Below are 22,309 nucleotides of genomic sequence, written 5' to 3'. Positions count from 1 at the left end.
ACCGCGTCTTCAAATCCTACGACGATATCCTTGATCACTGCTGCTTCGCCTGGAACCGTCTCACCGACCAACCGTGGCGCATCATGTCCCTCGGGCTGCGAACTTGGGCGCATCGGTTCTAATCAGAGAGTCTTGGTATGAATCAGATCGCGCCTCTCAAATCAATGGGTCCTGACCCTAGCGCTGTGCGTGCGCGCGTTGCGCGGCGCGGCGCGGCGCGGCGCGGGCCATATGTTGGCGACCTTGCGCATCTTGGGCTGGGGAAGTGCTGTGGAGCGGATCTTGTCTGGCCTAGTCATTGGTCATGTCCTCCAATGATTGGACATCCGAAAATAATTGACCTTCGTCTCTGACAGATAGGTCCGCGTGAGGCGGGGAGGTGTTCCGCCGGCTGAACGCGACGGGAGGACGAACGAATGGGTCGGGTGATTGGCCTGTTATCGAAATTGGACACCCTGTTCGCGCCCGCGCAAATTCTTGTTACGCGATATTACTTTCCCTGTTACGCGTTTAGGGAATTCAGTCGAGAAAACACTTTATTACAGTCGGTTAGGAAACATCATCATCTCGCCAGCACCCGTCGTTTCAACAATTTCCCCTGTTAATTCCCACAGAACAGGGAAAATTGCGCCTGAGACTGGTTTGCTCGCGACTGCGTGGTGCGCCAGTTTTTCAATGACTTAGCCTCACGCATTGTGCTGAAGAAGTCCGCGACCGCGCGGTACGGATGTTATTCGATCACGAGCGGGATCATCCATCGCGATGGGCGGCAGTGGCGTTGTCTCATCGCAGCGACGAAGGAACGACGATGACGAATTTGTACCTTTTATTCGTCGCCACGCTGATCGTTCCGGGCGCGACTCTGGCGCAGGCTCCCGCGGTCGGTCCCCCCGCCCTGTGCACCGACCGCCCGAGCAAGGCGACCTCGGCGTGCACCGTTCCCAAGGGGATGGTCCAGTTTGAAACCGACCTCGTCAACTGGACGAAGAGCGATGTCGACGGGGTCCGCAGCGACACCATTCTCTACACCAATCCGCTGCTCAAATATGGGCTGACCACGTCGACCGACATCGAAGCGTCGATCACTCCGTATCAGACGATCCGGACGCGCACCTCTTCGGGAGTGAGCAGTATCCACGGGATTGGTGACCTCTTCCTGCGCGTGAAGCAGCGGCTAACCGCGAGCGATGCGAAGGCGCAGTTCGCGGTCGAACCGTTTATCAAAATTCCGACCGCCAAGCTCGGCATCGGTAATCGCAAGGTCGAGGGTGGGCTGGTCGGGACAGGGGTGTTTTCGCTACCGCGCGGATTCAGCGTCACCATCACTCCCGAGATCGACGATCTGGAAAACGCCAATCTCGATGGCCATCACGCCCAACTGGTCGGCGCGGTCGACGTCGGCAAAGCGCTGTCGTCGAAGCTCGCCGCCAGCGCCGAACTATGGACCGCGCAGAATTACGACCCGGGTGGGCATGTCCGGCAATATTCGGCGGACCTGTCGCTCGCCTATCTCGCGACCCCGATTCTGCAACTCGATGTCGGCACCAACATTGGCCTCAATCGCAGTACGCCCGGGCTGCAGGCCTATGCCGGCGTGTCGACCCGGTTCTAGACCAGGATTAACGGCCGCGCGTGGCCTGGCTCAGCCGGCCGACATGCCTGCTGCGACGATTTCCTGCGCCTTCACGAATAGTTCTGGTGGGACGTTCGCGCCCGACGCGCCGACGTTGTCGATGACCTGTTCGGGCCGCGAGGCGCCGATGATTGCCGAGGCGATGTTGGGCTCGCGCAGCACCCATGCGAGGGCGAACTGGGGAAGCGACAGGCCGGCATCGGCGGCAAGTGGCTTGAGCTGTTCGACCGCTTCGAGCAGGCGCGGTTTGAGCATGCCGCCGATAAACTGGTTCATCTGGTCATTGGTCGCGCGGCTGCCCGCGGGCGGCGCGGCGCCGGGCTTGTACTTGCCGGTCAGCACACCCTGGCCGAGCGGCGACCAGACGATCTGCGAAATGCCGTCCGCGGCGCTGAGCGGGATGACCTCCTCCTCGGGGTCGCGGTGGACCAGCGAATATTGCGGTTGGCTCGAAACGAATTTCTCGACGCCGGTCATCGCCAGCGCCGCGCGGATCTTGTCCGCGGGCCATTCGGAGAAGCCGATGAAGCGCGCCTTGCCCGCCCGCACGACCTCGGTCAGAGCGGACATTGTTTCGTCGAGCGGGGTCGCGTCGTCGTAGCGGTGGCATTGGTAAAGATCGACATGGTCGGTCTTGAGCCGGGCGAGCGAGGCATCGACCTGTTTCAGGATCTGGGCGCGCGACAGGCCGTGGTCCTCATCCGACATCGGGAAAAACACCTTGGTCGCAAGGATGTAACTGTCGCGCGGACGATCGGCGAGCGCGGCGCCAAGGAAGGATTCCGCCGCGCCCCGGCCATAGACGTTGGCGGTGTCGATGAAATTGATACCCTGGTCGAACGCGGCATCAAGGCAGCGCCGCGCGGCGTCCGCCTCGACCCCGACGCCGAAGGTCAGCCACGATCCAAGGGAGATCTCCGACACTTCGAGGTCGCTGCTGCCCAATCGCCGGTATTTCATACTGTTTCTCCTCGAATTGCAGTGCAACGGGCGTGCCTGACCACTGTTCCGAAATTCATCCCAGTAACGTGCTCAGCACGTCAGGATGGAACGGCCACCCGGCGAACCCGCACAGGGTCATGAACAGCCCGAATGCGCCGAACACCCAGGCGGCGATCAGCGGGAGCCAGCTTTCGGTCAGCGCTGCGACCGCGGCGATCGAGATGGCGGTGGTCAGTGCGGCTTCGGCGGCGTCGAACTGGTCGTCGTGAACATTGATCGCGTCATATCGGGCGGAAAATTCCTTGGCCTCCCGGGCGAGAGCGGGGGACTCGGCTTTGTACTTGGCGGTGTCGGCGTCGAATATGGCGAGCGCTGGCGCGGCGCGGGCAGGGTCGGCGCTGGCGGCGAGCTCGGCGCGCGCGGTCTCGACAATGTGGAGCTTGGTGCGGGTCGCCTGATATTCGTTCCAGCGGTCGAGGCTATCGGCCTGCGCCTGCGCCATGGCCTGGACGATGTTGCCGTCCTTGATGTTGCCCAGACCCGTCGAGACCGAGAGGATGACGACGGTGAGCGCAACGAAGCGGTTGAGCCGCTTGTCCTTGGCCTCGGCGCTGAGTTCGACTTCCATGCCCGTGCTTCCTTCAATCGATCAGCTTGCCGGGATTCATGATCCCGTGGGGGTCGAGCGCGGCCTTGATCGCGCGCAGGGCGAGGAGGCGGGCCGGCGGGCCGAGGCGGGCGAGCTCGTCTTTCTTCATCTGGCCGATGCCATGCTCGGCCGAGATCGATCCGCCCGCCGCGACGACGAGGTCGTGGACGAGGCGCGTCGTGGCGGCTCCGTTGGTGGCGATCCAGCCGGCCTGGTCTGCCTCGGGCGGGCGGACGTGGAAGTGGACGTTGCCGTCGCCAAGGTGACCGAAACCCGAGGCATGCGTGCCGGGGAAGGCGGCTTCGACCTCGCGCGCGGCGTCGACCATAAAGCGCGGCATGGTGTCGACGGGTACGGAGATGTCGTGCTGGAGCGCGGGGCCGATGGCGCGCTCGGCTTCCGAGATCGAATCGCGCAAATGCCAGAACGCGCGGGCCTGAGCCTCGTTGGCGGAGATGGTTGCGTCGGCGATGTCGGCGCCGATCAGCGGGGCGAGCAAGCGGGTCAACAGCGCGGCCGATGGCTCTTCGGCGGGGTCGTGGGCGGTGGCCTCGACGAGGACGTGCCACGGATGCTCGCCGGCAAGCGGAGCGCGGGTGCCGGGGACATGGAGAAGGACCTTCGCGAGGCTGTCACGGGGGATGATCTCGAAGCCCTCGATGCGGCCGGTGTCGCGTTCGAGGGTACGCAAGATAGCGAGCGCGGCCTCGGGGCTGGCGACGCCGAGCCATGCGACGGAGCGGTCGCTGATCGCGGGGACGAGGCGCAGCGCGGCGGCGGTGACAATGCCGAGCGTTCCTTCGGCGCCGATGAACAGCTGGTCGAGGCTGGGGCCGCGATTGTCCTTCTTGAGCGCGGACAGGCCGTCGTGGATCGAGCCGTCGGGGAGCACCGCTTCGAGCCCGGCGACGAGGCTGCGCATCGTGCCGAAGCGAAGCACCTGGGTGCCCCCCGCGTTGGTCGAGACGAGCCCGCCGATGGTCGCGGTGCCGCGAGCGCCGAGCGTCAGCGGGAAGCGACTGCCTGCTTCGGCTGCGGCGTCGTGGAGGGTTTCGAGGATCACGCCCGCTTCGGCGACGGCGAGGTTTGCGGAGAGGCTGCGGATGCGGTTCATGCGGCGCAGCGAAATCAGCAGGGCCGAGCCGTCGGCTGGCGGCGTCGCGCCGCCGACCATGCCGCTGTTGCCGCCTTGAGGGACGAGCGCGACGCGGTGCTCGACGGCGAGGGCGACGATCGCGGCGACTTCGCCGGTCGAGGCCGGCGACAGGATCGCGGCGGAGGCACCGTGCCAGCGGCCGCGCCAGTCAATCAGCCACGGGGCGATGTCGCCGGGGTCGGTGATCGCGGCTTTTGGGCCGAAGCGTTCACTCACCGCCGTGATGACGGCCTGCTGCGGGGTCATCTCACGCGGTCGCACCGCTGAACCGCGTCGTCGCGGTGGACGAGGCGGCCGGCCTGGACGACATCGGCGATGCAGCGAAGCGCGGAAATGTCGGCGAGTGGGTCGCGGTCGACCGCGACGAGGTCGGCAGCGGCGCCCGAACGGAGGGTGCCGATCTTCCCCTCCATGCGCAGCCCCTTGGCGGCTTCGGCGGTGGCCGAGGCGATCGCCTGCATCGGGGTCATGCCATAGCGGACCATATAGGCGAACTGGCGAGCGCCGAGGCCGTGGGGGTAGACACCGGCGTCGGTGCCGAAGGTCAGCGGGACGCCAAGCCTGACCGCCTTGGCGAAGCCGCTGCGCTGGAGATCGGTCGTGTCGCGGTTCTTCTGCAAATATTCAGCGGGCCAATGGTCGCGGGTGCCGACTTCCTCGATCCAGTCGCCGTTATAAATGTCCATGTCGAGGAAGATATGGTTGGCCTTGGCCATTGCCAGTCCCTCGTCGTCGATCAGCGAAGCGTGTTCGATCATCCATGCACCGGCGCGCATCGCCGCCTTGATCCCTTGCGCGCCGTGGGCGTGGGCAATGCAATAACTGCCGAGGCGTTTGGCCTCGTCACAGGCTGCCTTGAGGATCGGTGGTGAGAGCTCGAGCGCACCGGCATCGCTGTTGACCGCCAGCACCGCGCCCGTGGCGATGAGCTTGATGAAATCAGCGCCGCCGCCGATCAGGCGGGCGACCGCGGCGGTTGCCTCGGCAGGGGTGCGGACGACGCCCATTTCCATCTCGGGCGGGATGGTCTGGCCCGGCGCGGTGACCGCACCGCCACCGCCGGGGCTGGTGAGATAGGCGCCGGCGACGATCATGCGCGGCCCCTCGATCTCGCCCGCCGCAATCGCGTTGCGGAGCGCGACATCACTGAGGCCACGCAAGGCGCCGACGTCGCGGACCGTGGTGAAGCCGGAGTGGAGCATCACGCGGGCGGCTTCGGCGCCTTTGAGGATGGTCGCGGCGGCGCTGTGCTTGAGCGACTCGGCGGGGTCGTTGCCCTGAACATAGGCGTCGGCGAGATGGGTGTGGAGGTCGATCAGGCCGGGCAGTACCCAGCGGCGCGACCAGTCGAGGTCGGTGCGGTCGGCGGCACGGAAGGGGGCGACGCTGGCGATCTTGCCGTCGGTCAGGGTGACGAGCTGGTCGCTGAGCACCCTGCCCTGCTCCGGATCGATCAGGTGGCCGGCGCGGATGCGCAGCGTTTCGGCGGGAGCGGTGCTCGCGGCAAACACGAGAAGGAGGGGGAGCCAGCGCATGGTGCAGGCTTTGCAAAGCCGCGCGGCAAGGGCAAGGCAAAACCGATGAGCACCGCAGCCTCGCCCACCCTTCGCCCCGCCCTTACCCTGATCGTCGCGCGCGCCAAGAACGGCGTGATCGGGCGCGATGGCGGGTTGCCGTGGCACCTGCCCGCCGACCTCAAGCGGTTCAAGGCGCTGACGATGGGCGAGGCGATGATCATGGGGCGGCGGACGTTCGACAGCTTGCCCGGGTTACTGCCGGGGCGGCGGCACATTGTCGTCTCGCGCGACCGCGAGAGGCAAGCGCCAGGGGCCGAGTTGGCGCACGATGTCGCGGGCGCGCTGGCGCTGGTCGGAGGCGAAGCCGCAGCGGTGATCGGGGGGGCGGAGATTTTCGCACTGTTCCTGCCACTCGCCCGGCGAATCGAACTGACCGAAGTCCATGGCGACATCGCCGGGGATACGATGATGCCAGATCCGCGCGGGGGTGGAGGTTGGCGCGAAGTTGCGCGCGAGGAGCATGCCGCCGAGGGCGACCGCCCGGCCTACGCGTTCGTCACGCTGCTCCGCGCCTAGCGCCCGCCGCGGTCGGCAGCGAAGGCGCGGAAGCGCTTGAGCTGGTCGGCGAGCATAGCGTCGACCTTGGGTGCGAACTTGTCGCCGCCGCCATTGGCGAAGCCCGACGCGCGGTAGATCAGCGTCAGCCGCGACCCGCCAGCGATCTTGGTCACCGACACGTCCATCACGCCGTTGACCGCCTCACTGAGCAGGGGGCCGAGGGCGCCGACGAGGATAATCTGCTTGCCCGGATCGACGTAAGCGACGCGCAGATGCTCGATCCCGCCGCCCTTGGGGAAACGCTCGCAGAAACAGTCGCCGGGGCGCAGGTCGAGACTGAGGTTGGCCGGATCGCCCGAGTAGGTGTGGTCCTTCGACCACCAGCTGGCGACACGGGTGAAGGCAGCCAGCGCGTCGGGCGCGGCGACGACCAGCTGGACGGCGTTGCGGACTTCGAAACCGTGCGCATCGGCATGCACTACCTCGGCTCTGAGCGGGGCGGCAAGGAGCAGGACGGCAATACAGATCAGGTAACGCATAGTCCCTCCCCGCGCGGCTCTGCTCACTTGTCGAGGATGGCGTCGATCGCGGCAGCGACCTCGTCGACCCCGGCCATGCCGTCGACCCGGCGGACCAGGCCCTTGTCCTCGTAAAACGGGAGGATCGGCGCGGTCTTGGCGCGATATTCGGCCATGCGGGTGCGCACTGTCGCCTCATTGTCGTCGGGGCGGCGCTTGAATTCGTGGGCACCGCAGACATCGCAGGTGCCTTCGATCTTGGGCTTGTGAAAACGGTCGTGATAGTTGGCGCCGCACTTGACGCAGCTGAACCGGCCGATGATCCGCTCGACCAGTGCTTCTTCATCGACCATCAGTTCGATGACATGATCGAGCGTGCGGTCGCGGTCGGCGAGGAGCATTTCGAGTGCTTCGGCCTGGTGCTGGGTGCGCGGGAAGCCGTCGAAGATCGCGCCGCCGCCGGCACTGTCGAGCCGCTCGCCGATCAGCGCCGACACGATCGCGTCGGAGACCAGCTCGCCGGCTTCCATCACGGCCTTGGCCTTGAGCCCGACGGGGGTGCCCTTGGCGACGGCTTCGCGCAGCATGTCGCCGGTCGACAGCTGGACCATGCCGCGACTGGACTGGAGCCGCGCGGCCTGGGTGCCCTTGCCCGCGCCCGGCGGCCCTAGAAGAATGATGTCCATGCGTTCCCCTGCCTCTTGGCTGCCCTTGAAGCGGAGCCCGGTGTCCGGGTCAACGCTAGTCTTGGCCCAGCCGCATCAGCGACGCTTGGCGCCCTTGAGTTTCGCCTTCTTGATGAGGTCGCCATACTGGTGGGCGATGAGATGGCTCTGGATCTGGCTGACCGTGTCCATCGTTACGTTGACGACGATCAGCAGACTGGTGCCGCCGAGCCGGAAGTTGACCCCGGCCTGCGACGACAGGATTTCGGGGACAAGGCAGATCAAGACGAGATAAGCCGCGCCGATCACGGTGATGCGATTGAGCAGCCAGTCGAAGTAAAGCTCGGTCGCCTTGCCAGGGCGGATGCCGGGGATGAAACCGCCGTGGCGCTTGAGGTTCTCGGCGGTTTCTTCCGAATTGAACTGCACCGCGGTGTAGAAGAAGCAGAAGAAAATGATCCCCGCCGCGTAAAGCGACAGATAGGCTGGCGAGCCATGCTGGAGGAAGGTGCTGACGGTGATCAGCCATTCGCTCGACGCGCTGCCCGACTGTGCCCGCGCGCCGAGCATCTGTACAATGGTCAACGGCATCAACAGCAGCGACGAGGCGAAGATCGGCGGGATGACGCCGGCGGTGTTGATCTTGAGCGGGAGGTGGCTGCGCTCCTGCTGCATGCCACGCACCGTCTGGCGCTTCGGATACTGGATCAGCACGCGTCTCTGGGCGCGCTCCATGAAACAGATAAACAGGATCAGCACCGCACTGAGCACGACGATGCCGAACACGAGGAAGCCGTCCATCGATCCGGTGCGAACGCCCTCGAGCAGCTGGCCGATCGCCTGTGGCAGGCGGGCGACGATGCCGGCCATGATGATGAGGCTGACGCCGTTGCCGATGCCGCGGCTGGTGATCTGCTCGCCAATCCACATCAGGAACAGCGTGCCGCCGATCAGGCTGATCGTCGCGGCGACGCGGAACAGCATGCCGGGGTCGACGACCGCGTCGATGCCCTGCTTCGCTCCGAGCCCCTCGAGGCCGGTGGCGATGAGATAGCCCTGGATCATCGTGAGCAAGACAGTCAGGTAGCGCGTGTACTGGTTGAGCTTCTTGCGCCCGGTCTCGCCCTCTTTCTTGAGCGCCTGCCACGACGGGTAAAGCGTCGCGCCGAGCTGAACCACGATCGACGCGGTGATGTAGGGCATCACGCCGAGCGCGACGACCGACATGCGTTCGAGCGCTCCGCCCGAGAAGGTGTTGAAGAAGTCGAGCACGCCGCCAGATTGCGTCTGGTATAGTGCTTTCATGGCGCGCGGGTCGATGCCCGGGATCGGCACGAACGACAGCAGGCGGAACAGCACCAGCGCGCCGATCGTGAACCATAGACGCTTCTTAAGCTCGGTCGCCTTGCCAAAGCTGCCAAGGCTGATGTTCGACGCCATTTGTTCGGCTGCGGATGCCATTGCTGATCCCGTAAAAAAGAAAGGGCGGCGCGGAACATATGCGCCCCCGCCGCCCATATAGGCGAGCCGGGGCGCTTGTCTAAGCCCCCCGGCGAAAGCTTACGCCTTGGCGGCGGCCTTCTTGGCTTCCTTGTGCGCGATCCGCTCGAGACGGGCCTTGCCTTTCTTGGCGGCGGCGAGTTCCTTGGGTACCTTCGGGGCGATCACCTCGATCGACCCGCCGGCCTTCTCGACCGCCTCGCGCGCGCCCTTCGACACGCCGGCGACCTTGAACGACAGTTTGGCCGAGAAATCGCCCTTGCCGAGCAGGCGGACGCCGTCCTTGCCACCGCGGGCGAGCCCGACCGCCTTGAGTGCGACATGATCGATCACGCCATCGGTAGCGAGGGTTCCCGCGTCGACCAGCTTCTGGATCATGCCGAGGTTAACTTCCGAGAAGTCCTTGGCGAAGATGTTGTTGAAGCCACGCTTCGGCAGCCGCATGTGGAGCGGCATCTGGCCGCCTTCGAAGCCCTTGACCGAGACGCCCGAGCGGCTCTTCTGGCCCTTCTGGCCGCGCCCGGCGGTCTTGCCGAGGCCCGACCCGATCCCGCGGCCGACGCGGACGCGGCTCTTGCGGGCACCGGGGTTGTCGCGGAGTTCATTAAGCTTGATCGTCATGGTGCACTCGCTTTCGCTTTAGTCGCGCGTTGCCCCTCTCCTCACGGGGAGAGGGAGGAAAAGTCAGGCCTCGACCTTCAGCAGGTGGGCGACCTTCTTGACCTGGCCCAACACTTCCGGGGTCGCCTCGCACGTCACCGTGCGGTGCATCTTGTTGAGGCCAAGCCCGACCAGCGTCGCACGCTGGGTCTTGTCGCGGCGGATCGGCGAGCCGGTCTGGGTGTAGGTGATGGTTGGCATGATGATTACTCCGTGACCGCGTCGGCGGCCGCTTCGGCCTCGGCGCCACCCATGCCACCACGGCCAAGAAGGTCGGAAACCTTCTTGCCACGGCGCTGCGCGACCGAACGCGGGCTGGTCTGTTCCTTGAGCGCTTCGAATGTCGCCCGGATCATGTTGTAGGGATTGGACGTGCCGACCGACTTGGTGACCACGTCGTGGACGCCAAGGCTCTCGAACACGGCGCGCATCGGGCCGCCGGCGATGATCCCGGTGCCTGACGGTGCCGAGCGAACGGTGACCTTGCCGGCGCCGAAGTGGCCGTTGCCGTCATGGTGAAGCGTGCGGCCATCGCGCAGTGGAACGCGGATCATCGCCTTCTTCGCAGCAGCAGTCGCCTTCGAGATCGCCTCGGGCACTTCGCGCGCCTTGCCGTGGCCGAAGCCCGAGCGGCCCTTGCCGTCGCCGACGACGACCAGCGCGGCAAAGCCGAAGCGCTTGCCGCCCTTGACCGTCTTGGAGACGCGGTTAATGTGGACCAGCTTCTCGATCAGTTCTTCGCCGCCGTCGTCGCCGCCACGGTTTCCGCCGCGCTTGTCGTCACGACGACCGCCACGGTTGGCGCCGCCGCCACGATTGTCGCGACCGCCGCCGGGACCTCCACGGCCGCCACGCGGGGACCGGGGGCCGCGCGTATCGGCGGGGGGGCCGTCGGGAGCGACCGTTTCGGGCGCTGCAGGAGCCTGGGCAACCTGCGGGGTTTCGTTCTCGTCAGCCATTTAGAACTCCAATCCACCTTCACGGGCGGCATCGGCGAGGGCTTTCACCCGGCCGTGAAACAGGAAGCCACCGCGATCGAAGACGACACGGCTGACGCCGGCCTCCTTGGCACGCTCGGCAAGCGTCTTGCCGACCGTCGCGGCGCTGTCGGTGGTCGCACCGGTCGTCCCGCGCAGATCCTTGTCGAGGCTCGAAGCCGACGCCAGCGTCTTGCCGGCGGCGTCGTCGATGACCTGCGCATAGATATGGCGGCCCGAACGATGGACCGAAAGACGCGGCTTGCCCGAGGCGCGTGCCTTGAGCGCGGAACGCACGCGGCGGCGGCGGCGGTCGAAGAGAGACATTTTGGCCATGGCTTACTTCTTCTTGCCTTCTTTGCGGAAGATGAACTCGCCGCGATACTTGATGCCCTTGCCCTTATACGGCTCGGGCTTGCGCCAGCGACGGATTTCGGCGGCGACCTGGCCGACCTGCTGACGGTCGATTCCGCTGATCTCGACCGTGGTCGTGTCAGGGGTCTTCACGTCGATGCCGTCGGGGATCGCATAGTTGACGTCGTGGCTGTAGCCGAGCTGCAGCTTGAGCGTCTTGCCCTGGGCATTGGCGCGGTAGCCGACGCCAGTGATCTCGAGCACCTTGGTGAAGCCCTCGGTGACGCCGGTGATCAGGTTCTGGACGAGCGTGCGCTGCATGCCCCACGCGGCACGGTTGCGCTGCGCGTCGACCAGCGGGGTGACGCTGATCTTCTCGTCCTCGATCTGATAGGCGACGAGGTCGTCGAGCATCGCCATCGACAGGGTCCCCTTAGGCCCCTTGACGGTCAGCGTCCGCCCTTCGGTCGAGGCGCTCACGCCGCTCGGCATGGCGACGGGCTTCTTGCCAATACGGGACATTCTAGAACACCTCCGCGAGGACTTCGCCGCCGACGTTCTGGTCGCGCGCTTCGGCATCCGAAAGCACGCCACGCGGCGTCGAGACGATCGTCATGCCGAGCCCGTTGCGGATGCGCGGCAGTTCGGTTGCGCCCGAATAAACCCGGCGGCCTGGCTTCGACACGCGCGCCAGATGCTGGATCGCGGGCTGGCCCTCGAAATATTTGAGCTCGATGCGCAGGCCCTTCTGGCCCGCGACGGCTTCTTCGGAATATCCGCGGATATAGCCTTCGCGCTGCAGCACGTCCAAGACGTTGCTACGCAGCTTCGAAGCCGGCGTAAGGATCGAATCCTTGCGCGCCTGCTGTCCGTTGCGGATGCGGGTGAGCATGTCACCCAGGGGATCGGTCATCGGCATCTGCGGCCCTTACCAGCTCGACTTGGTGAGACCCGGGATTAGGCCCTTGTTGCCCATTTCCCGGAGCATGATCCGCGACAGGCGGAACTTGCGATAATAAGCGCGCGACCGACCGGTCAGCTCGCAACGGTTGCGGATCCGGGTCGGATTCGCATTGCGCGGCAGCTCGGCCATCTTCAACCGTGCCATCAGGCGATCGGTGTCGTCCGCCTTCGTGTCGTTCGCGACCGCCTTCAGCTTCGCGTATTTTGCCGCATATTGGAGAACGAGCTTCTTGCGACGCTCATTCTTGTTCACGGAACTCAGTTTCGCCATGACTTAAGTTCTCCTACCGCTCACGCGGCTTTCTGATCAGGTTCGTCCGCGGGGAACGGGAAGTTGAAGAGGCGCAGCAGTTCGCGCGCCTCGTCGTCGGTCCTGGCGGTCGTGGTGATGATGACATCCATTCCCCGAACCTTGTCGATCGAGTCATAGTTGATCTCAGGGAACACGATCTGCTCCTTGAGACCCATCGCGTAATTGCCGCGACCGTCGAACGACTTGGGGTTGAGCCCGCGGAAATCCCGGACGCGCGGCAGGGCGATGTTCACCAGACGGTCGAGGAACTCGTACATCCGCTCCCGGCGCAAAGTCACCTTGCAACCGATCGGCATGCCCTCTCGCAGCTTGAACTGCGCGATCGAAGTCTTCGCCTTGGTGATCACCGGCTTCTGGCCCGCGATCTTTTCCATTTCGCCAGCGGCCTGCTCGACGCGCTTCTTGTCCTGGGTCGCCTCGCCGACGCCCATGTTGATCACGATCTTGTCGAGCCGCGGGACCTCAAGCTTGTTCTTGTAGCCGAACTTCTCGACCATCGCCTGCGCGATGCGCTCGTCATAATCCTTGCGGAGGCGGGGCACATAGGCGCCGTCGCCGGTCCCGGTCTTCGCGTTGTGGCCTTCAGCCATCGATCTTCTCCCCGGTCTTCGCGGCGACGCGGACCTTCTTGCCATCGTGGGTTTCGAAGCGGACGCGGCTCGGCTTGCCATCGGCCGTCGCGATGGCGACCTTCGACACATGCATCGGCGCTTCACGGCGTTCGAGGCCACCCTGGGGGTCGGCCTGGCTCGCCTTCTTGTGACGCACGGCGATATTCACGCCAGACACGACAACCTTCATTTCCTTCGGGATCGAGCGGGTCACTTCACCGGTCTTGCCCTTGTCCTTGCCCGACAGGATGACGACCTTGTCGCCCTTGCGGATCTTCGCGGCCGACATCACAGCACCTCCGGAGCGAGGCTGATGATCTTCATATGCTTACGGGCACGAAGTTCGCGGACGACCGGGCCGAAGATGCGGGTGCCGATCGGCTCCTCGTTCTTGTTCACCAGCACCGCGGCATTGGTGTCGAAGCGGATCACCGACCCGTCGGCGCGCCGGATGTCCTTAGCGGTGCGGACAATCACGGCGCGATGGACGTCGCCCTTCTTGACGCGACCGCGAGGCGCGGCTTCCTTGACCGACACGACGATGATGTCACCGACGCCGGCGACGCGACGCTTCGACCCGCCGAGCACCTTGATGCACATGACGCGCTTGGCGCCCGAATTGTCGGCGACCTCGAGGTTGGACTGCATCTGGATCATGGCTGATGCCTTCCGTTAAGCGGCCGTGGCTTCGGCAGCTTTCGCTGCCTTGCCGCGGGCCTTGATGGTCTGGGTCGCGTCGACGTCCGACGCGGTGTCGGTGACGAGCGTGCCCGCCGCGCCGACGCGCTCGATCACGGTCCAGGTCTTGAGCTTGGACACGGGAGCGCATTCCTCGATGCGGACCTGCTCACCCTCGGCGTACGCATTGTCGGCGTCGTGAGCGTGGTACTTCTTCGAAAGACGGATGATCTTGCCGTACAACGGGTGCTTCACCCGCCGCTCGACGCGGACCACGACAGTCTTGTCACCCTTGTCGGAAACGATCGTTCCGGTGAGGACGCGCTTGGGCATCTGATAGACTCCTTACGCCTTGGACTCAGCGCTGCCGCGCTGGGTCTGGAGCGTCTTGATACGGGCGATGGTGCGCCGAACTACGCGCACCCGGCTCGGCTTTTCGAGCTGGTTCGTCGCCGACTGAAAGCGCAGGTTGAACTGCTCACGCTTGAGCTCGCCGAGCTGCACCTGCAGCTGGTCGTCGCTCTTCACCTTGAGATCGTCGATCGCGGCCATGGCTTAGTCCTCCTCGACCAAAGATTCGCCCAGGCGGGCAACGACCTTGACCCGGATCGGCAGTTTCTCGGCGGCGCGTTCGAACGCCACCTTGGCAAGCGGGCCGGGCACGCCGTCGAGCTCAAACAGGATGCGGCCGGGCTTGACGCGAGCGACCCAGAATTCGGGGCTGCCCTTGCCCGAGCCCATGCGGACTTCGGCGGGCTTCGACGACACCGGCAGATCCGGGAAGATGCGGATCCACAAGCGGCCCTGACGGCGGATATGACGCGTGATCGCGCGGCGGGCCGCCTCGATCTGACGCGCGGTGATCCGGTCTGGCTCCATCGCCTTCAGCCCGAAGGAGCCGAAATTCAATTCAGTCCCACCCTTGGCATTGCCGTGGATGCGGCCCTTGAAGGCCTTGCGGAATTTGGTGCGCTTTGGCTGCAACATTTCAAATGATCCTTAACGACGATCGTCGCGGGCCGGGCGAACACCCGAAGTCTGCGCGTCCATCATCAGGCGGTCCTGCGCCATCGGGTCATGGCCGAGGATCTCGCCCTTGAAGACCCACACCTTGACGCCGCACACACCGTAAGCGGTGTGCGCCTGGGCCTCGGCGAAATCGACGTTGCCGCGCAGCGTGTGGAGCGGAACGCGCCCTTCGCGATACCATTCCGAACGCGCGATCTCGGCGCCGCCGAGACGGCCGCCGCAGTTGATCCGGATACCCTCGGCGCCGAGCCGCATGGCCGACTGCACCGCCCGCTTCATCGCGCGGCGGAAAGCGATACGACGCTCGAGTTGATCGGCGATGCCCTGCGCAACGAGGCGCGCATCGATTTCCGGCTTGCGGATCTCGACGATGTTGAGGCTGACGGCCGATGCAGTCATCTTGCCGAGCTTGGCCTTCAACTTCTCGATGTCGCTGCCCTTCTTGCCGATGATGACACCGGGGCGGGCGGCGTAGATCGAGATGCGGCACAACTTGGCGGGACGCTCGATGACTACCTTGGAGATCGCGGCCTGGGGCAGCGACTTCATGATGTACTGGCGGATCTTGAGATCCTCGAGCAGCAGACGACCGTAATCCCTGCCTTCCGCGAACCAGCGGCTGTCCCAGGTACGGTTGATCTGCAGCCGAAGCCCGATCGCGGAGGATTTGTTACCCATTATGCTTCTTCCTGCTCGCGGACGACGACGCGAATGCGGCTGAACGGCTTGACGATGCGGCTCGACCGGCCGCGGGCGCGGGTAGCGAAACGCTTCATCGAAATGGACTTGCCGACCGACGCCTCGTGAACGACGAGCGCGTCGACATCGAGATTATGGTTGTTCTCGGCATTGGCGACGGCCGAAGCGAGCACCTTGTAGACATCGTCCGCCATCCCCTTGGGGCTGAACTTGAGGATGTTGAGGGCTTCCTCGACCTTGCGGCCACGGATCAAACCAGCGACCAGGTTGAGCTTGCGCGCCGAACCACGAATGGTGTTGCCGACGGCGAGCGCTTCCTTGTCGCCGACGCGGCGCGGAGTGACGGACTTGGACATCAGCGCTTGCCCTTCTTGTCCGCGGCGTGGCCGGGGAAGAAGCGGGTCGGCGCGAATTCGCCGAGCTTCATGCCGACCATGTCCTCATTGACCGACACCGGCACGAACTTGCGGCCGTTGTAGACATTGAACACCAGGCCGACGAACTGCGGCAGGATCGTCGAGCGACGCGACCAGGTCTTGATCGGCGCGCGCTTGGTCGCCTCCTGTGCCGCTTCCGCCTTTTTCAGGAGCGAAAGCTCGACGAACGGGCCTTTCCAGATGGAGCGAGCCATTACTTCTTCCTCGCGTGGCGCGACCGGATGATCATCTTGTCGGTCGACTTGTTATGACGGGTACGAGCGCCCTTGGTCGGCTTGCCCCACGGTGTGACCGGATGACGGCCGCCCGAGGTCCGGCCTTCACCACCGCCGTGCGGGTGGTCGACCGGGTTCTTGGCGACGCCGCGGGTCAGCGGACGTTTGCCGAGCCAGCGGCTGCGGCCGGCCTTGGCGAGGGTCTGGTTCGAGTTATCGGGGTTCGACACCGCGCCAACCGTCGCCATGCAGTCCGAACGGACATAGCGCTGCTCGCCCGAGTTGAGGCGAACGATTACCATGCCCTTGTCGCGACCGACAACCTGCACATAAGTGCCGGCGGCGCGAGCGATCTGGCCACCCTTGCCGGGCTTCAGCTCGACATTGTGAACGATCGTGCCGACCGGCATCTGGCCGACTTCCATCGCGTTGCCGGGCTTCACGTCGACCTTCTTGCCGGCGACGACCTTGTCGCCCGGCGCAAGGCGCTGCGGCGCGATGATGTAGGCCTGCTCGCCGGCATCGCCGTCATAGGTGACGAGCGCGATGAACGCCGAGCGGTTGGGGTCATACTCGAGCCGCTCGACGGTCGCCGAGACGTCCCACGTGCGACGCTTGAAATCGACGATGCGGTAGCGCTGCTTGTGCCCGCCGCCGATCCCGCGCGAGGTCATCTTGCCCTTGTTGTTGCGGCCGCCGCTCTTGGACTTGCCTTCAGTCAGATGCTTGACCGGCTTGCCCTTCCACAGCGACGACTTGTCCACCAGGATGAGCCCGCGGCGCGACGGCGAGGTCGGCTTATATGCTTTCAATGCCATCGCGTCAGATCCCGCTCGTGATGTCGATCGACTGGCCCGCGGCCAGCGTCACGATCGCCTTCTTGGCGTCCGAGCGCTTGTAGGCCTGGCCCTTCCACTTCTTGGTCTTGCCCTTGGTGATCATCGTGTTGACGTTCGTCACGCTGACATTGAACAGCGCTTCGACGGCAGCCTTGATCTCGGGCTTGGACGCCGTTCCGGCGACCTTGAACACGACCGCGTTATGCTCCGACAACATCGTCGATTTCTCGGTGATGTGCGGCGCCAGGACGACGTCGTAATGACGGTTGTCGACCGTCGAATTTGCAGGCTTCTTAGCCATTGAACCGGGCCTCCAGTTTCTCAAGTCCGGCGCGGGTCAGGACCAGCGTTTCGTGGCGCATGATGTCGTAGACGTTGGCGCCGGCCGCCGGCAGCAGGTTGACGTGGCCAAGGTTCGACGAGGCGCGGGCAAAGCCGACGTTGAGCGCTTCACCGTCGATGAACAGCGCGGTCTTGCCGAAGCCCAGCTTGCCGAGCTGCTCGCTCAGCGTCTTTGTCTTGCCCTCGGGGATGTCGAGGTTGTCGAGGACGACGAGGTTGCCCCCGGCGGCCTTCGACGACAGCGCCATCTTCAGGCCCAGCACGCGGACCTTCTTGTTGAGGCCGAGCGTGAACAGGCGGGCGCGCGGGCCGTGAGCCTTGCCGCCGCCGATGAAGATCGGGGCGCGGCGATCGCCGTGACGAGCCGTACCGCCGCCCTTCTGCTTGCCGAACTTCTTGCCGGTGCGGGCGACATCGCTCCGCTCGCGGGCGGCGCGAGCCATGCCGCGACGGTTGGACAGCTGCCACGTCACGACGCGGTGGAGAATGTCGGCGCGTGGCTCTACACCGAACACGGCGTCGTCGAGCGTGACGTCGCCTGTTTGCGCGGTATCGGTGCCGGCGCCAAGCCCGCTCAGGGTCTGAACCTTGACCTTCATGGCTTAGCCTTCCTTGCTCTCGTCGGCATTCGGCGCAGTGTCCGAAGCCTCCGAGGTCTGATTGTCGAGCGCTCCGCCAGCGTCCTGCTCGGCGGCGATCGCAGCCACTTCGGCATCGCTGGGCAGCGCCGGGATTTCATGAACCGCGGCGTCCTCGACGAAGGCGGCCGGAGCCGTCTCGGTCTCGATTTCCTTGGCATTCTCGACAAGCCCGGCGGGATAAGGCGCCGCTTCCGGACGCGCGATCTTGACCGAGTCATGCACTTCGAGCCAACCGCCCTTGTGTCCCGGGACAGAGCCCTTGACGAACAGGAGGCCGCGCTCCGCGTCGGTGCGGACAATTTCGAGATTCTGTTGCGTACGGTTCTTGGCGCCCATGTGGCCAGCCATCTTCTTGTTCTTGAAGACCTTGCCCGGATCCTGGCGCTGACCGGTCGAACCCAGCGAGCGGTGCGAGACCGAGACGCCGTGGGTGGCGCGAAGTCCGCCGAAGCCCCAGCGCTTCATGCCGCCCTGAAAGCCCTTGCCCTGGGTCACGCCCTGGATGTCGACCATCTGGCCGGCGACAAAATGGTCTGCCGACAGCGTCGCGCCAAGATCCAGCAGCGCGTCTTCCGAAACGCGGAACTCGGCAACCTTCGCCTTGGGCTCGACCTCGGCCTTGCCGAAGTGGCCACGCTGCGGCTTGGCGACGTTCTTGGCCTTGGCCTTTCCCGCACCGAGCTGGACGGCGGTGTAGCCATCGCGATCCATCTCGCGACGGCCGACGACCTGGACTTCTTCAAGCTGCAGGACGGTTACCGGCACGTGCCGGCCATCCGCCTGAAACAGGCGGGTCATCCCCATTTTCTTCGCGATCACGCCAGTGCGCATGACCATACTCCATCAGAGGCCCACGGAAATCAATCCGCGGGCGTGTGCCGACCCCATAAAACGAAACGAGCCCCGCCTGGGCCATATCCACCGGAAAGGTGGAAAGCGGGGGACGCGTGACCGGGTGCCCAAAGACGCCCGCGGTATCCCTTATCCATTGCGCAACGGGATTCGCATCAGATGCGATTCGACCGCTGCGCGCCGGCCATTAAGCCAGCTTGATCTCCACGTCCACCCCTGCCGCAAGATCGAGCTTCATTAGAGCATCGACCGTTTGCGGAGTGGGTTGCACGATGTCGAGCAGCCGCTTGTAGGTGCGCACCTCGAACTGCTCGCGCGACTTCTTGTCGACGTGCGGCGAGCGGTTGACGGTGAACTTCTCGATGCGCGTCGGCAGCGGAATGGGCCCGCGGATCGAAGCTCCGGTGCGCCGGGCGGTGTCGGCGATGTCCCCGGTGGCCTGATCGAGCACGCGATGATCGAAGGCCTTCAGGCGAATCCGGATATTCTGCGTTTCCATGTCCACTACCGATGCGAAAGAGCCAAGGGCAATCCACCAACCGTCAGCATTGACGGAAAGAGCAAAACCCTGAAAAAAAACGAGCCGCGCGAATCTTCCGACCCGCGCGGCTCGCAGCCGTTACTACTTCGTGATCGAACCGACAACCCCGGCGCCAACCGTACGACCGCCTTCGCGGATCGCGAAGCGCAGGCCCTGTTCCATGGCGATCGGCGCGATGAGCTTGACGCTCAGCGTGACGTTGTCGCCCGGCATGACCATTTCGGTACCTTCCGGAAGAACCACTTCGCCCGTCACGTCGGTCGTGCGGAAGTAGAACTGCGGGCGATAGTTGGCGAAGAACGGCGTGTGACGGCCGCCCTCGTCCTTCGAGAGGACATAGACTTCGGCCGAGAAGTCGGTGTGCGGCTTGATCGAGCCGGGCTTGCAGAGAACCTGCCCGCGCTCGACTTCCTCACGCCCGACGCCGCGGATCAGCGCGCCGATGTTGTCGCCGGCCTGGCCCTGATCGAGCAGCTTGCGGAACATCTCGACGCCGGTGACGACAGTCTTCTTGGTGTCCTTGATGCCGACGATCTCGACTTCCTCGCCGACCTTGACGATGCCGGTCTCGACACGGCCGGTGACGACCGTGCCGCGACCCGAGATCGAGAACACGTCCTCGATCGGCATCAGGAACGGCTTGTCGAGCGGACGCTCGGGCTGCGGGATCCAGCTGTCGACCGCTTCCATCAGCCTGAGCACGGCGTCGTGACCAATCTCGGGAGTCTTGTCTTCGAGCGCGGCAACCGCCGAACCCTGGACGATCGGAATATTGTCGCCGTCGAAATCATACTTCGACAGCAATTCGCGAATTTCGAGCTCAACCAGTTCGAGCAGCTCGGGATCGTCGACCAAGTCGACCTTGTTCATGAACACGACCATCGTCGGAACGCCGACCTGCTTGGCAAGCAGGATGTGCTCCTTGGTCTGCGGCATCGGGCCATCGTTCGCCGACACGACCAGGATCGCGCCGTCCATCTGCGCGGCGCCGGTGATCATGTTCTTCACATAATCGGCGTGGCCCGGGCAATCGACGTGCGCATAGTGACGCGCCGCGGTCTCATATTCGACGTGAGCGGTCGAGATGGTGATCCCGCGCTCGCGCTCTTCGGGTGCCTTGTCGATATTGGCATAGGACGTGTAGGTCGCGCCGCCGGTCTCGGCCAGAACCTTGGTGATCGCCGCGGTCAGCGAAGTCTTGCCATGGTCGACGTGACCGATGGTGCCAATGTTGCAGTGCGGCTTGTTCCGCTCGAATTTCGCCTTACCCATGATAACCTCTTCACCGTTTGAAAATTGGGGCGGCTGCCCAGTGCGAGCGCGCCCATAGCCTCTAATTTTCGGTTACGCCAGCTTCGCCTTGACCTCGTCCGCGACGTTCGCCGGGACTTCGTCATAGTGGCTGAACTGCATCGAATATTGCGCCCGCCCCTGCGTGAACGAGCGCAACTGGTTGACGTAACCGAACATGTTGGCGAGCGGCACGATCGCTTCGACCGCTTGCGCGTTGCCGCGTGTGTCGGTGCCCTGGATCTGGCCACGACGGCTGTTGAGGTCGCCGATGACGTCGCCGAGATAATCCTCGGGGGTGACGACTTCGACCTTCATGATCGGCTCGAGCAGCTTGATGCCAGCCTTCTGCGCCGCTTCGCGCATCGCGCCGCGGGCACAGATTTCGAACGCCAGCGCCGACGAGTCGACGTCGTGATACTTGCCGTCAGTCAGCTCGACCGCGAAGTCGATGATCGGGAAGCCGATCAGCGACCCGGTCTCGGCGGTCTCGCGCATGCCCTTTTCAACCGAGGGAATAAATTCCTTCGGGACGTTGCCGCCCTTGACGATGTCCTTGAAGATGAAGCCCGATCCACGCTCGCCGGGGACGACGTTGATGCGGATTTCGGCGAACTGGCCCGATCCGCCCGACTGCTTCTTGTGGGTATAGGTCAGCTCGACCGGCTTCGCCAGATATTCGCGATAGGCGACCTGCGGCGCGCCGACATTGGCCTCGACCTTGAATTCGCGTTTCATCCGGTCGACGAGGATTTCGAGGTGGAGCTCGCCCATCCCCTTGATGATCGTCTGGCCCGATTCATGGTCCGTAGTGACGCGGAACGACGGGTCCTCGCGAGCCAGACGATTGAGCGCGATGCCCATTTTCTCCTGGTCGGCTTTGGTCTTGGGCTCGACCGCGACCTCGATGACGGGGTCCGGAAACTCCATCCGCTCGAGGATGATCGGCGCGTTGATCGCGCACAGCGTCTCGCCGGTGGTGGTGTCCTTGAGGCCCGCCAGCGCGACGATGTCGCCGGCGTAAGCGATCTGGATGTCCTCGCGGTCATTGGCATGCATCAAAAGCATGCGACCGACCTTTTCCTTCTTGTCCTTGACGCTGTTCATCACCTGCGACGCGGTTTCGAGCGTACCCGAATAAATGCGCGCGAAGGTCAGCGTGCCGACGAACGGATCGTTCATGATCTTGAACGCCAGCGCCGAGAAGGGCGCGTCGTCGGCAGGCGCACGCGCGTCGGTCGTCACGCCGTCCATCTTGAGGCCTTCGACCGCCGGGATGTCGAGCGGTGACGGCAGATAGTCGACGACGCCGTCGAGCAGCGGCTGGACGCCCTTGTTCTTGAACGCCGAGCCGGCGAGGATCGGATAGAAGGCGCCGGTCAAGACGGCCTTGCGCAGGCACTTCTTGATGACGTCGACCGACGGCTCTTCGCCCGACAGGTAGGCTTCCATGGCCTCGTCATCGAGCTCGACCGAATTTTCGATCATGTAGTGGCGCGCTTCCTGGCACGCGGTCAGCATGTCGGCGGGGATCTCTTCGTCGTGATAGTTCGCGCCGAGGCCTTCGCTGTCCCAGACCACGGCCTTCATGCGGACCAGGTCGACGATGCCCTTGAGATTGGTTTCCGAGCCGATCGGCAGCTGGATCGGGACGGCCTTCACGCCCAGGCGCTCGCGGATGGTGCGCAGGCACATTTCGAAGTCGGCGCCGATCTTGTCCATCTTGTTGA

31 protein-coding genes and 2 pseudogenes are annotated in these 22,309 nt (G+C 64.7%); 3 read left to right on the top strand and 30 right to left on the bottom strand.

Features of this window, described 5'->3' with window-relative positions:
- Both Q0R27_RS07595 and Q0R27_RS07590 read left to right on the top strand, forming a co-directional pair.
- A pseudogene (locus tag Q0R27_RS07595) lies at positions 1 to 122 on the top strand (IS630 family transposase); the annotation flags it as partial.
- Positions 123 to 808: 686 nt separating this feature from the next.
- Positions 809 to 1,612: a transporter gene (locus tag Q0R27_RS07590; RefSeq protein WP_293942977.1), complete on the top strand. Its 804-nt coding sequence runs from the start codon at positions 809 to 811 to the stop codon at positions 1,610 to 1,612.
- 30 nt (positions 1,613 to 1,642) lie between these two features.
- Here Q0R27_RS07590 and Q0R27_RS07585 read toward each other — a convergent pair whose 3' ends face one another.
- From Q0R27_RS07585 to Q0R27_RS07570, 4 genes are read right to left on the bottom strand one after another with little or no spacing between them, the layout of a single operon-like run.
- Positions 1,643 to 2,593, bottom strand: a complete 951-nt coding sequence (locus Q0R27_RS07585; protein ID WP_293942975.1) for an aldo/keto reductase family protein — start codon at positions 2,591 to 2,593, stop codon at positions 1,643 to 1,645.
- A 55-nt stretch (positions 2,594 to 2,648) separates the two neighbouring features.
- Positions 2,649 to 3,203: a DUF4337 domain-containing protein gene (locus tag Q0R27_RS07580; protein ID WP_293942973.1), complete on the bottom strand. Its 555-nt coding sequence runs from the start codon at positions 3,201 to 3,203 to the stop codon at positions 2,649 to 2,651.
- Between the two features lie 13 nt (positions 3,204 to 3,216).
- Positions 3,217 to 4,626, bottom strand: a complete 1,410-nt coding sequence (locus Q0R27_RS07575; protein WP_293942971.1) for an FAD-binding oxidoreductase — start codon at positions 4,624 to 4,626, stop codon at positions 3,217 to 3,219.
- A complete protein-coding gene (locus tag Q0R27_RS07570) occupies positions 4,623 to 5,915 on the bottom strand; it encodes an amidohydrolase family protein (protein WP_293942969.1) in 1,293 nt (430 codons plus the stop codon). Before Q0R27_RS07570 ends, Q0R27_RS07575 begins: the two co-directional genes overlap by 4 nt.
- A 45-nt stretch (positions 5,916 to 5,960) precedes the next feature.
- Between Q0R27_RS07570 and Q0R27_RS07565 the strand changes: the two genes are divergently transcribed.
- Positions 5,961 to 6,473: a dihydrofolate reductase gene (locus tag Q0R27_RS07565; RefSeq protein ID WP_293942967.1), complete on the top strand. Its 513-nt coding sequence runs from the start codon at positions 5,961 to 5,963 to the stop codon at positions 6,471 to 6,473.
- Here the strand turns inward: Q0R27_RS07565 and Q0R27_RS07560 are convergent.
- From Q0R27_RS07560 to fusA, 26 genes and pseudogenes are all read right to left on the bottom strand, one after another.
- A complete protein-coding gene (locus tag Q0R27_RS07560; protein ID WP_293942965.1) occupies positions 6,470 to 6,994 on the bottom strand; it encodes an ATPase in 525 nt (174 codons plus the stop codon). The two genes, Q0R27_RS07565 and Q0R27_RS07560, sit on opposite strands and share 4 nt — an antisense overlap.
- Before the next feature lie 23 nt (positions 6,995 to 7,017).
- Positions 7,018 to 7,659 carry an adenylate kinase gene (locus Q0R27_RS07555; protein WP_293942963.1) on the bottom strand — a complete coding sequence of 214 codons (642 nt, stop codon included), beginning with the start codon at positions 7,657 to 7,659 and terminating at the stop codon, positions 7,018 to 7,020.
- Between the two features lie 75 nt (positions 7,660 to 7,734).
- Complete coding sequence (secY, locus tag Q0R27_RS07550; RefSeq protein WP_293942961.1) at positions 7,735 to 9,099, bottom strand: preprotein translocase subunit SecY; 1,365 nt, start codon at positions 9,097 to 9,099, stop codon at positions 7,735 to 7,737.
- Positions 9,100 to 9,198: 99 nt separating this feature from the next.
- On the bottom strand, positions 9,199 to 9,753 hold the full coding sequence (gene rplO / locus Q0R27_RS07545; RefSeq protein WP_293942978.1) for a 50S ribosomal protein L15: 555 nt from the start codon (positions 9,751 to 9,753) through the stop codon (positions 9,199 to 9,201).
- Between the two features lie 69 nt (positions 9,754 to 9,822).
- On the bottom strand, positions 9,823 to 9,999 hold the full coding sequence (gene rpmD / locus Q0R27_RS07540; protein ID WP_293942959.1) for a 50S ribosomal protein L30: 177 nt from the start codon (positions 9,997 to 9,999) through the stop codon (positions 9,823 to 9,825).
- Between the two features lie 5 nt (positions 10,000 to 10,004).
- The gene (gene rpsE, locus Q0R27_RS07535; RefSeq protein ID WP_293942957.1) at positions 10,005 to 10,757 is read right to left on the bottom strand and encodes a 30S ribosomal protein S5; all 753 of its coding nucleotides are present in this window, start codon (positions 10,755 to 10,757) and stop codon (positions 10,005 to 10,007) included.
- Complete coding sequence (gene rplR / locus Q0R27_RS07530) at positions 10,758 to 11,111, bottom strand: 50S ribosomal protein L18 (RefSeq protein ID WP_293942955.1); 354 nt, start codon at positions 11,109 to 11,111, stop codon at positions 10,758 to 10,760. It lies immediately after the preceding gene.
- Between the two features lie 3 nt (positions 11,112 to 11,114).
- Entirely contained in the window at positions 11,115 to 11,651 is a 537-nt protein-coding gene (gene rplF / locus Q0R27_RS07525) for a 50S ribosomal protein L6 (RefSeq protein WP_293942952.1), read from the bottom strand.
- Between the two features lies 1 nt (position 11,652).
- Positions 11,653 to 12,048 (bottom strand): 30S ribosomal protein S8, encoded by a 396-nt coding sequence (gene rpsH, locus Q0R27_RS07520; RefSeq protein ID WP_293942950.1) that lies wholly within the window; start codon positions 12,046 to 12,048, stop codon positions 11,653 to 11,655.
- A 9-nt stretch (positions 12,049 to 12,057) separates the two neighbouring features.
- A complete protein-coding gene (gene rpsN, locus Q0R27_RS07515) occupies positions 12,058 to 12,363 on the bottom strand; it encodes a 30S ribosomal protein S14 (protein ID WP_293942947.1) in 306 nt (101 codons plus the stop codon).
- A 20-nt stretch (positions 12,364 to 12,383) separates the two neighbouring features.
- Positions 12,384 to 12,995 (bottom strand): 50S ribosomal protein L5, encoded by a 612-nt coding sequence (gene rplE / locus Q0R27_RS07510; protein WP_293942945.1) that lies wholly within the window; start codon positions 12,993 to 12,995, stop codon positions 12,384 to 12,386.
- A complete protein-coding gene (gene rplX, locus Q0R27_RS07505) occupies positions 12,988 to 13,305 on the bottom strand; it encodes a 50S ribosomal protein L24 (RefSeq protein WP_293942942.1) in 318 nt (105 codons plus the stop codon). Before rplX ends, rplE begins: the two co-directional genes overlap by 8 nt.
- Positions 13,305 to 13,673 (bottom strand): 50S ribosomal protein L14, encoded by a 369-nt coding sequence (gene rplN / locus Q0R27_RS07500; protein WP_293942941.1) that lies wholly within the window; start codon positions 13,671 to 13,673, stop codon positions 13,305 to 13,307. Before rplN ends, rplX begins: the two co-directional genes overlap by 1 nt.
- A 126-nt stretch (positions 13,674 to 13,799) precedes the next feature.
- Positions 13,800 to 14,027: pseudogene (gene rpsQ / locus Q0R27_RS07495) on the bottom strand (30S ribosomal protein S17); the annotation flags it as partial.
- A gap of 12 nt (positions 14,028 to 14,039) precedes the next feature.
- The gene (gene rpmC / locus Q0R27_RS07490) at positions 14,040 to 14,246 is read right to left on the bottom strand and encodes a 50S ribosomal protein L29 (protein WP_293942940.1); all 207 of its coding nucleotides are present in this window, start codon (positions 14,244 to 14,246) and stop codon (positions 14,040 to 14,042) included.
- A gap of 3 nt (positions 14,247 to 14,249) precedes the next feature.
- Positions 14,250 to 14,681, bottom strand: coding sequence for a 50S ribosomal protein L16 (gene rplP / locus Q0R27_RS07485; RefSeq protein ID WP_293942938.1), 432 nt, complete (start codon positions 14,679 to 14,681; stop codon positions 14,250 to 14,252).
- Positions 14,682 to 14,693: 12 nt separating this feature from the next.
- Positions 14,694 to 15,401, bottom strand: coding sequence for a 30S ribosomal protein S3 (rpsC, locus tag Q0R27_RS07480; RefSeq protein WP_293942937.1), 708 nt, complete (start codon positions 15,399 to 15,401; stop codon positions 14,694 to 14,696).
- Positions 15,401 to 15,778, bottom strand: coding sequence for a 50S ribosomal protein L22 (rplV, locus tag Q0R27_RS07475; protein ID WP_293942936.1), 378 nt, complete (start codon positions 15,776 to 15,778; stop codon positions 15,401 to 15,403). Before rplV ends, rpsC begins: the two co-directional genes overlap by 1 nt.
- Positions 15,778 to 16,053 carry a 30S ribosomal protein S19 gene (gene rpsS / locus Q0R27_RS07470; protein WP_293942934.1) on the bottom strand — a complete coding sequence of 92 codons (276 nt, stop codon included), beginning with the start codon at positions 16,051 to 16,053 and terminating at the stop codon, positions 15,778 to 15,780. The genes rplV and rpsS overlap by 1 nt, the downstream gene beginning before the upstream one ends.
- On the bottom strand, positions 16,053 to 16,892 hold the full coding sequence (rplB, locus tag Q0R27_RS07465; RefSeq protein ID WP_293942932.1) for a 50S ribosomal protein L2: 840 nt from the start codon (positions 16,890 to 16,892) through the stop codon (positions 16,053 to 16,055). Before rplB ends, rpsS begins: the two co-directional genes overlap by 1 nt.
- Positions 16,893 to 16,896: 4 nt before the next feature.
- Entirely contained in the window at positions 16,897 to 17,214 is a 318-nt protein-coding gene (locus Q0R27_RS07460) for a 50S ribosomal protein L23 (protein ID WP_293942931.1), read from the bottom strand.
- Positions 17,207 to 17,854 carry a 50S ribosomal protein L4 gene (gene rplD, locus Q0R27_RS07455; RefSeq protein WP_293942929.1) on the bottom strand — a complete coding sequence of 216 codons (648 nt, stop codon included), beginning with the start codon at positions 17,852 to 17,854 and terminating at the stop codon, positions 17,207 to 17,209. The genes Q0R27_RS07460 and rplD overlap by 8 nt, the downstream gene beginning before the upstream one ends.
- Before the next feature lie 3 nt (positions 17,855 to 17,857).
- Positions 17,858 to 18,727 carry a 50S ribosomal protein L3 gene (gene rplC / locus Q0R27_RS07450; RefSeq protein ID WP_293942928.1) on the bottom strand — a complete coding sequence of 290 codons (870 nt, stop codon included), beginning with the start codon at positions 18,725 to 18,727 and terminating at the stop codon, positions 17,858 to 17,860.
- Between the two features lie 208 nt (positions 18,728 to 18,935).
- A complete protein-coding gene (gene rpsJ, locus Q0R27_RS07445; RefSeq protein WP_293942927.1) occupies positions 18,936 to 19,247 on the bottom strand; it encodes a 30S ribosomal protein S10 in 312 nt (103 codons plus the stop codon).
- Positions 19,248 to 19,370: 123 nt separating this feature from the next.
- A complete protein-coding gene (gene tuf, locus Q0R27_RS07440) occupies positions 19,371 to 20,561 on the bottom strand; it encodes an elongation factor Tu (protein WP_293942925.1) in 1,191 nt (396 codons plus the stop codon).
- A 72-nt stretch (positions 20,562 to 20,633) separates the two neighbouring features.
- A partial coding sequence (gene fusA, locus Q0R27_RS07435; protein WP_293942924.1) for an elongation factor G occupies positions 20,634 to 22,309 on the bottom strand: 1,676 nt, incomplete at its 5' end.

The sequence above is a fragment of the Sphingomonas sp. genome, assembly GCF_025362505.1.
Lineage (GTDB): Bacteria > Pseudomonadota > Alphaproteobacteria > Sphingomonadales > Sphingomonadaceae > Sphingomicrobium.
The sequence above is the reverse complement of the archived record's forward strand: the minus strand, read 5'-3'. Positions and strand labels throughout refer to the sequence as shown.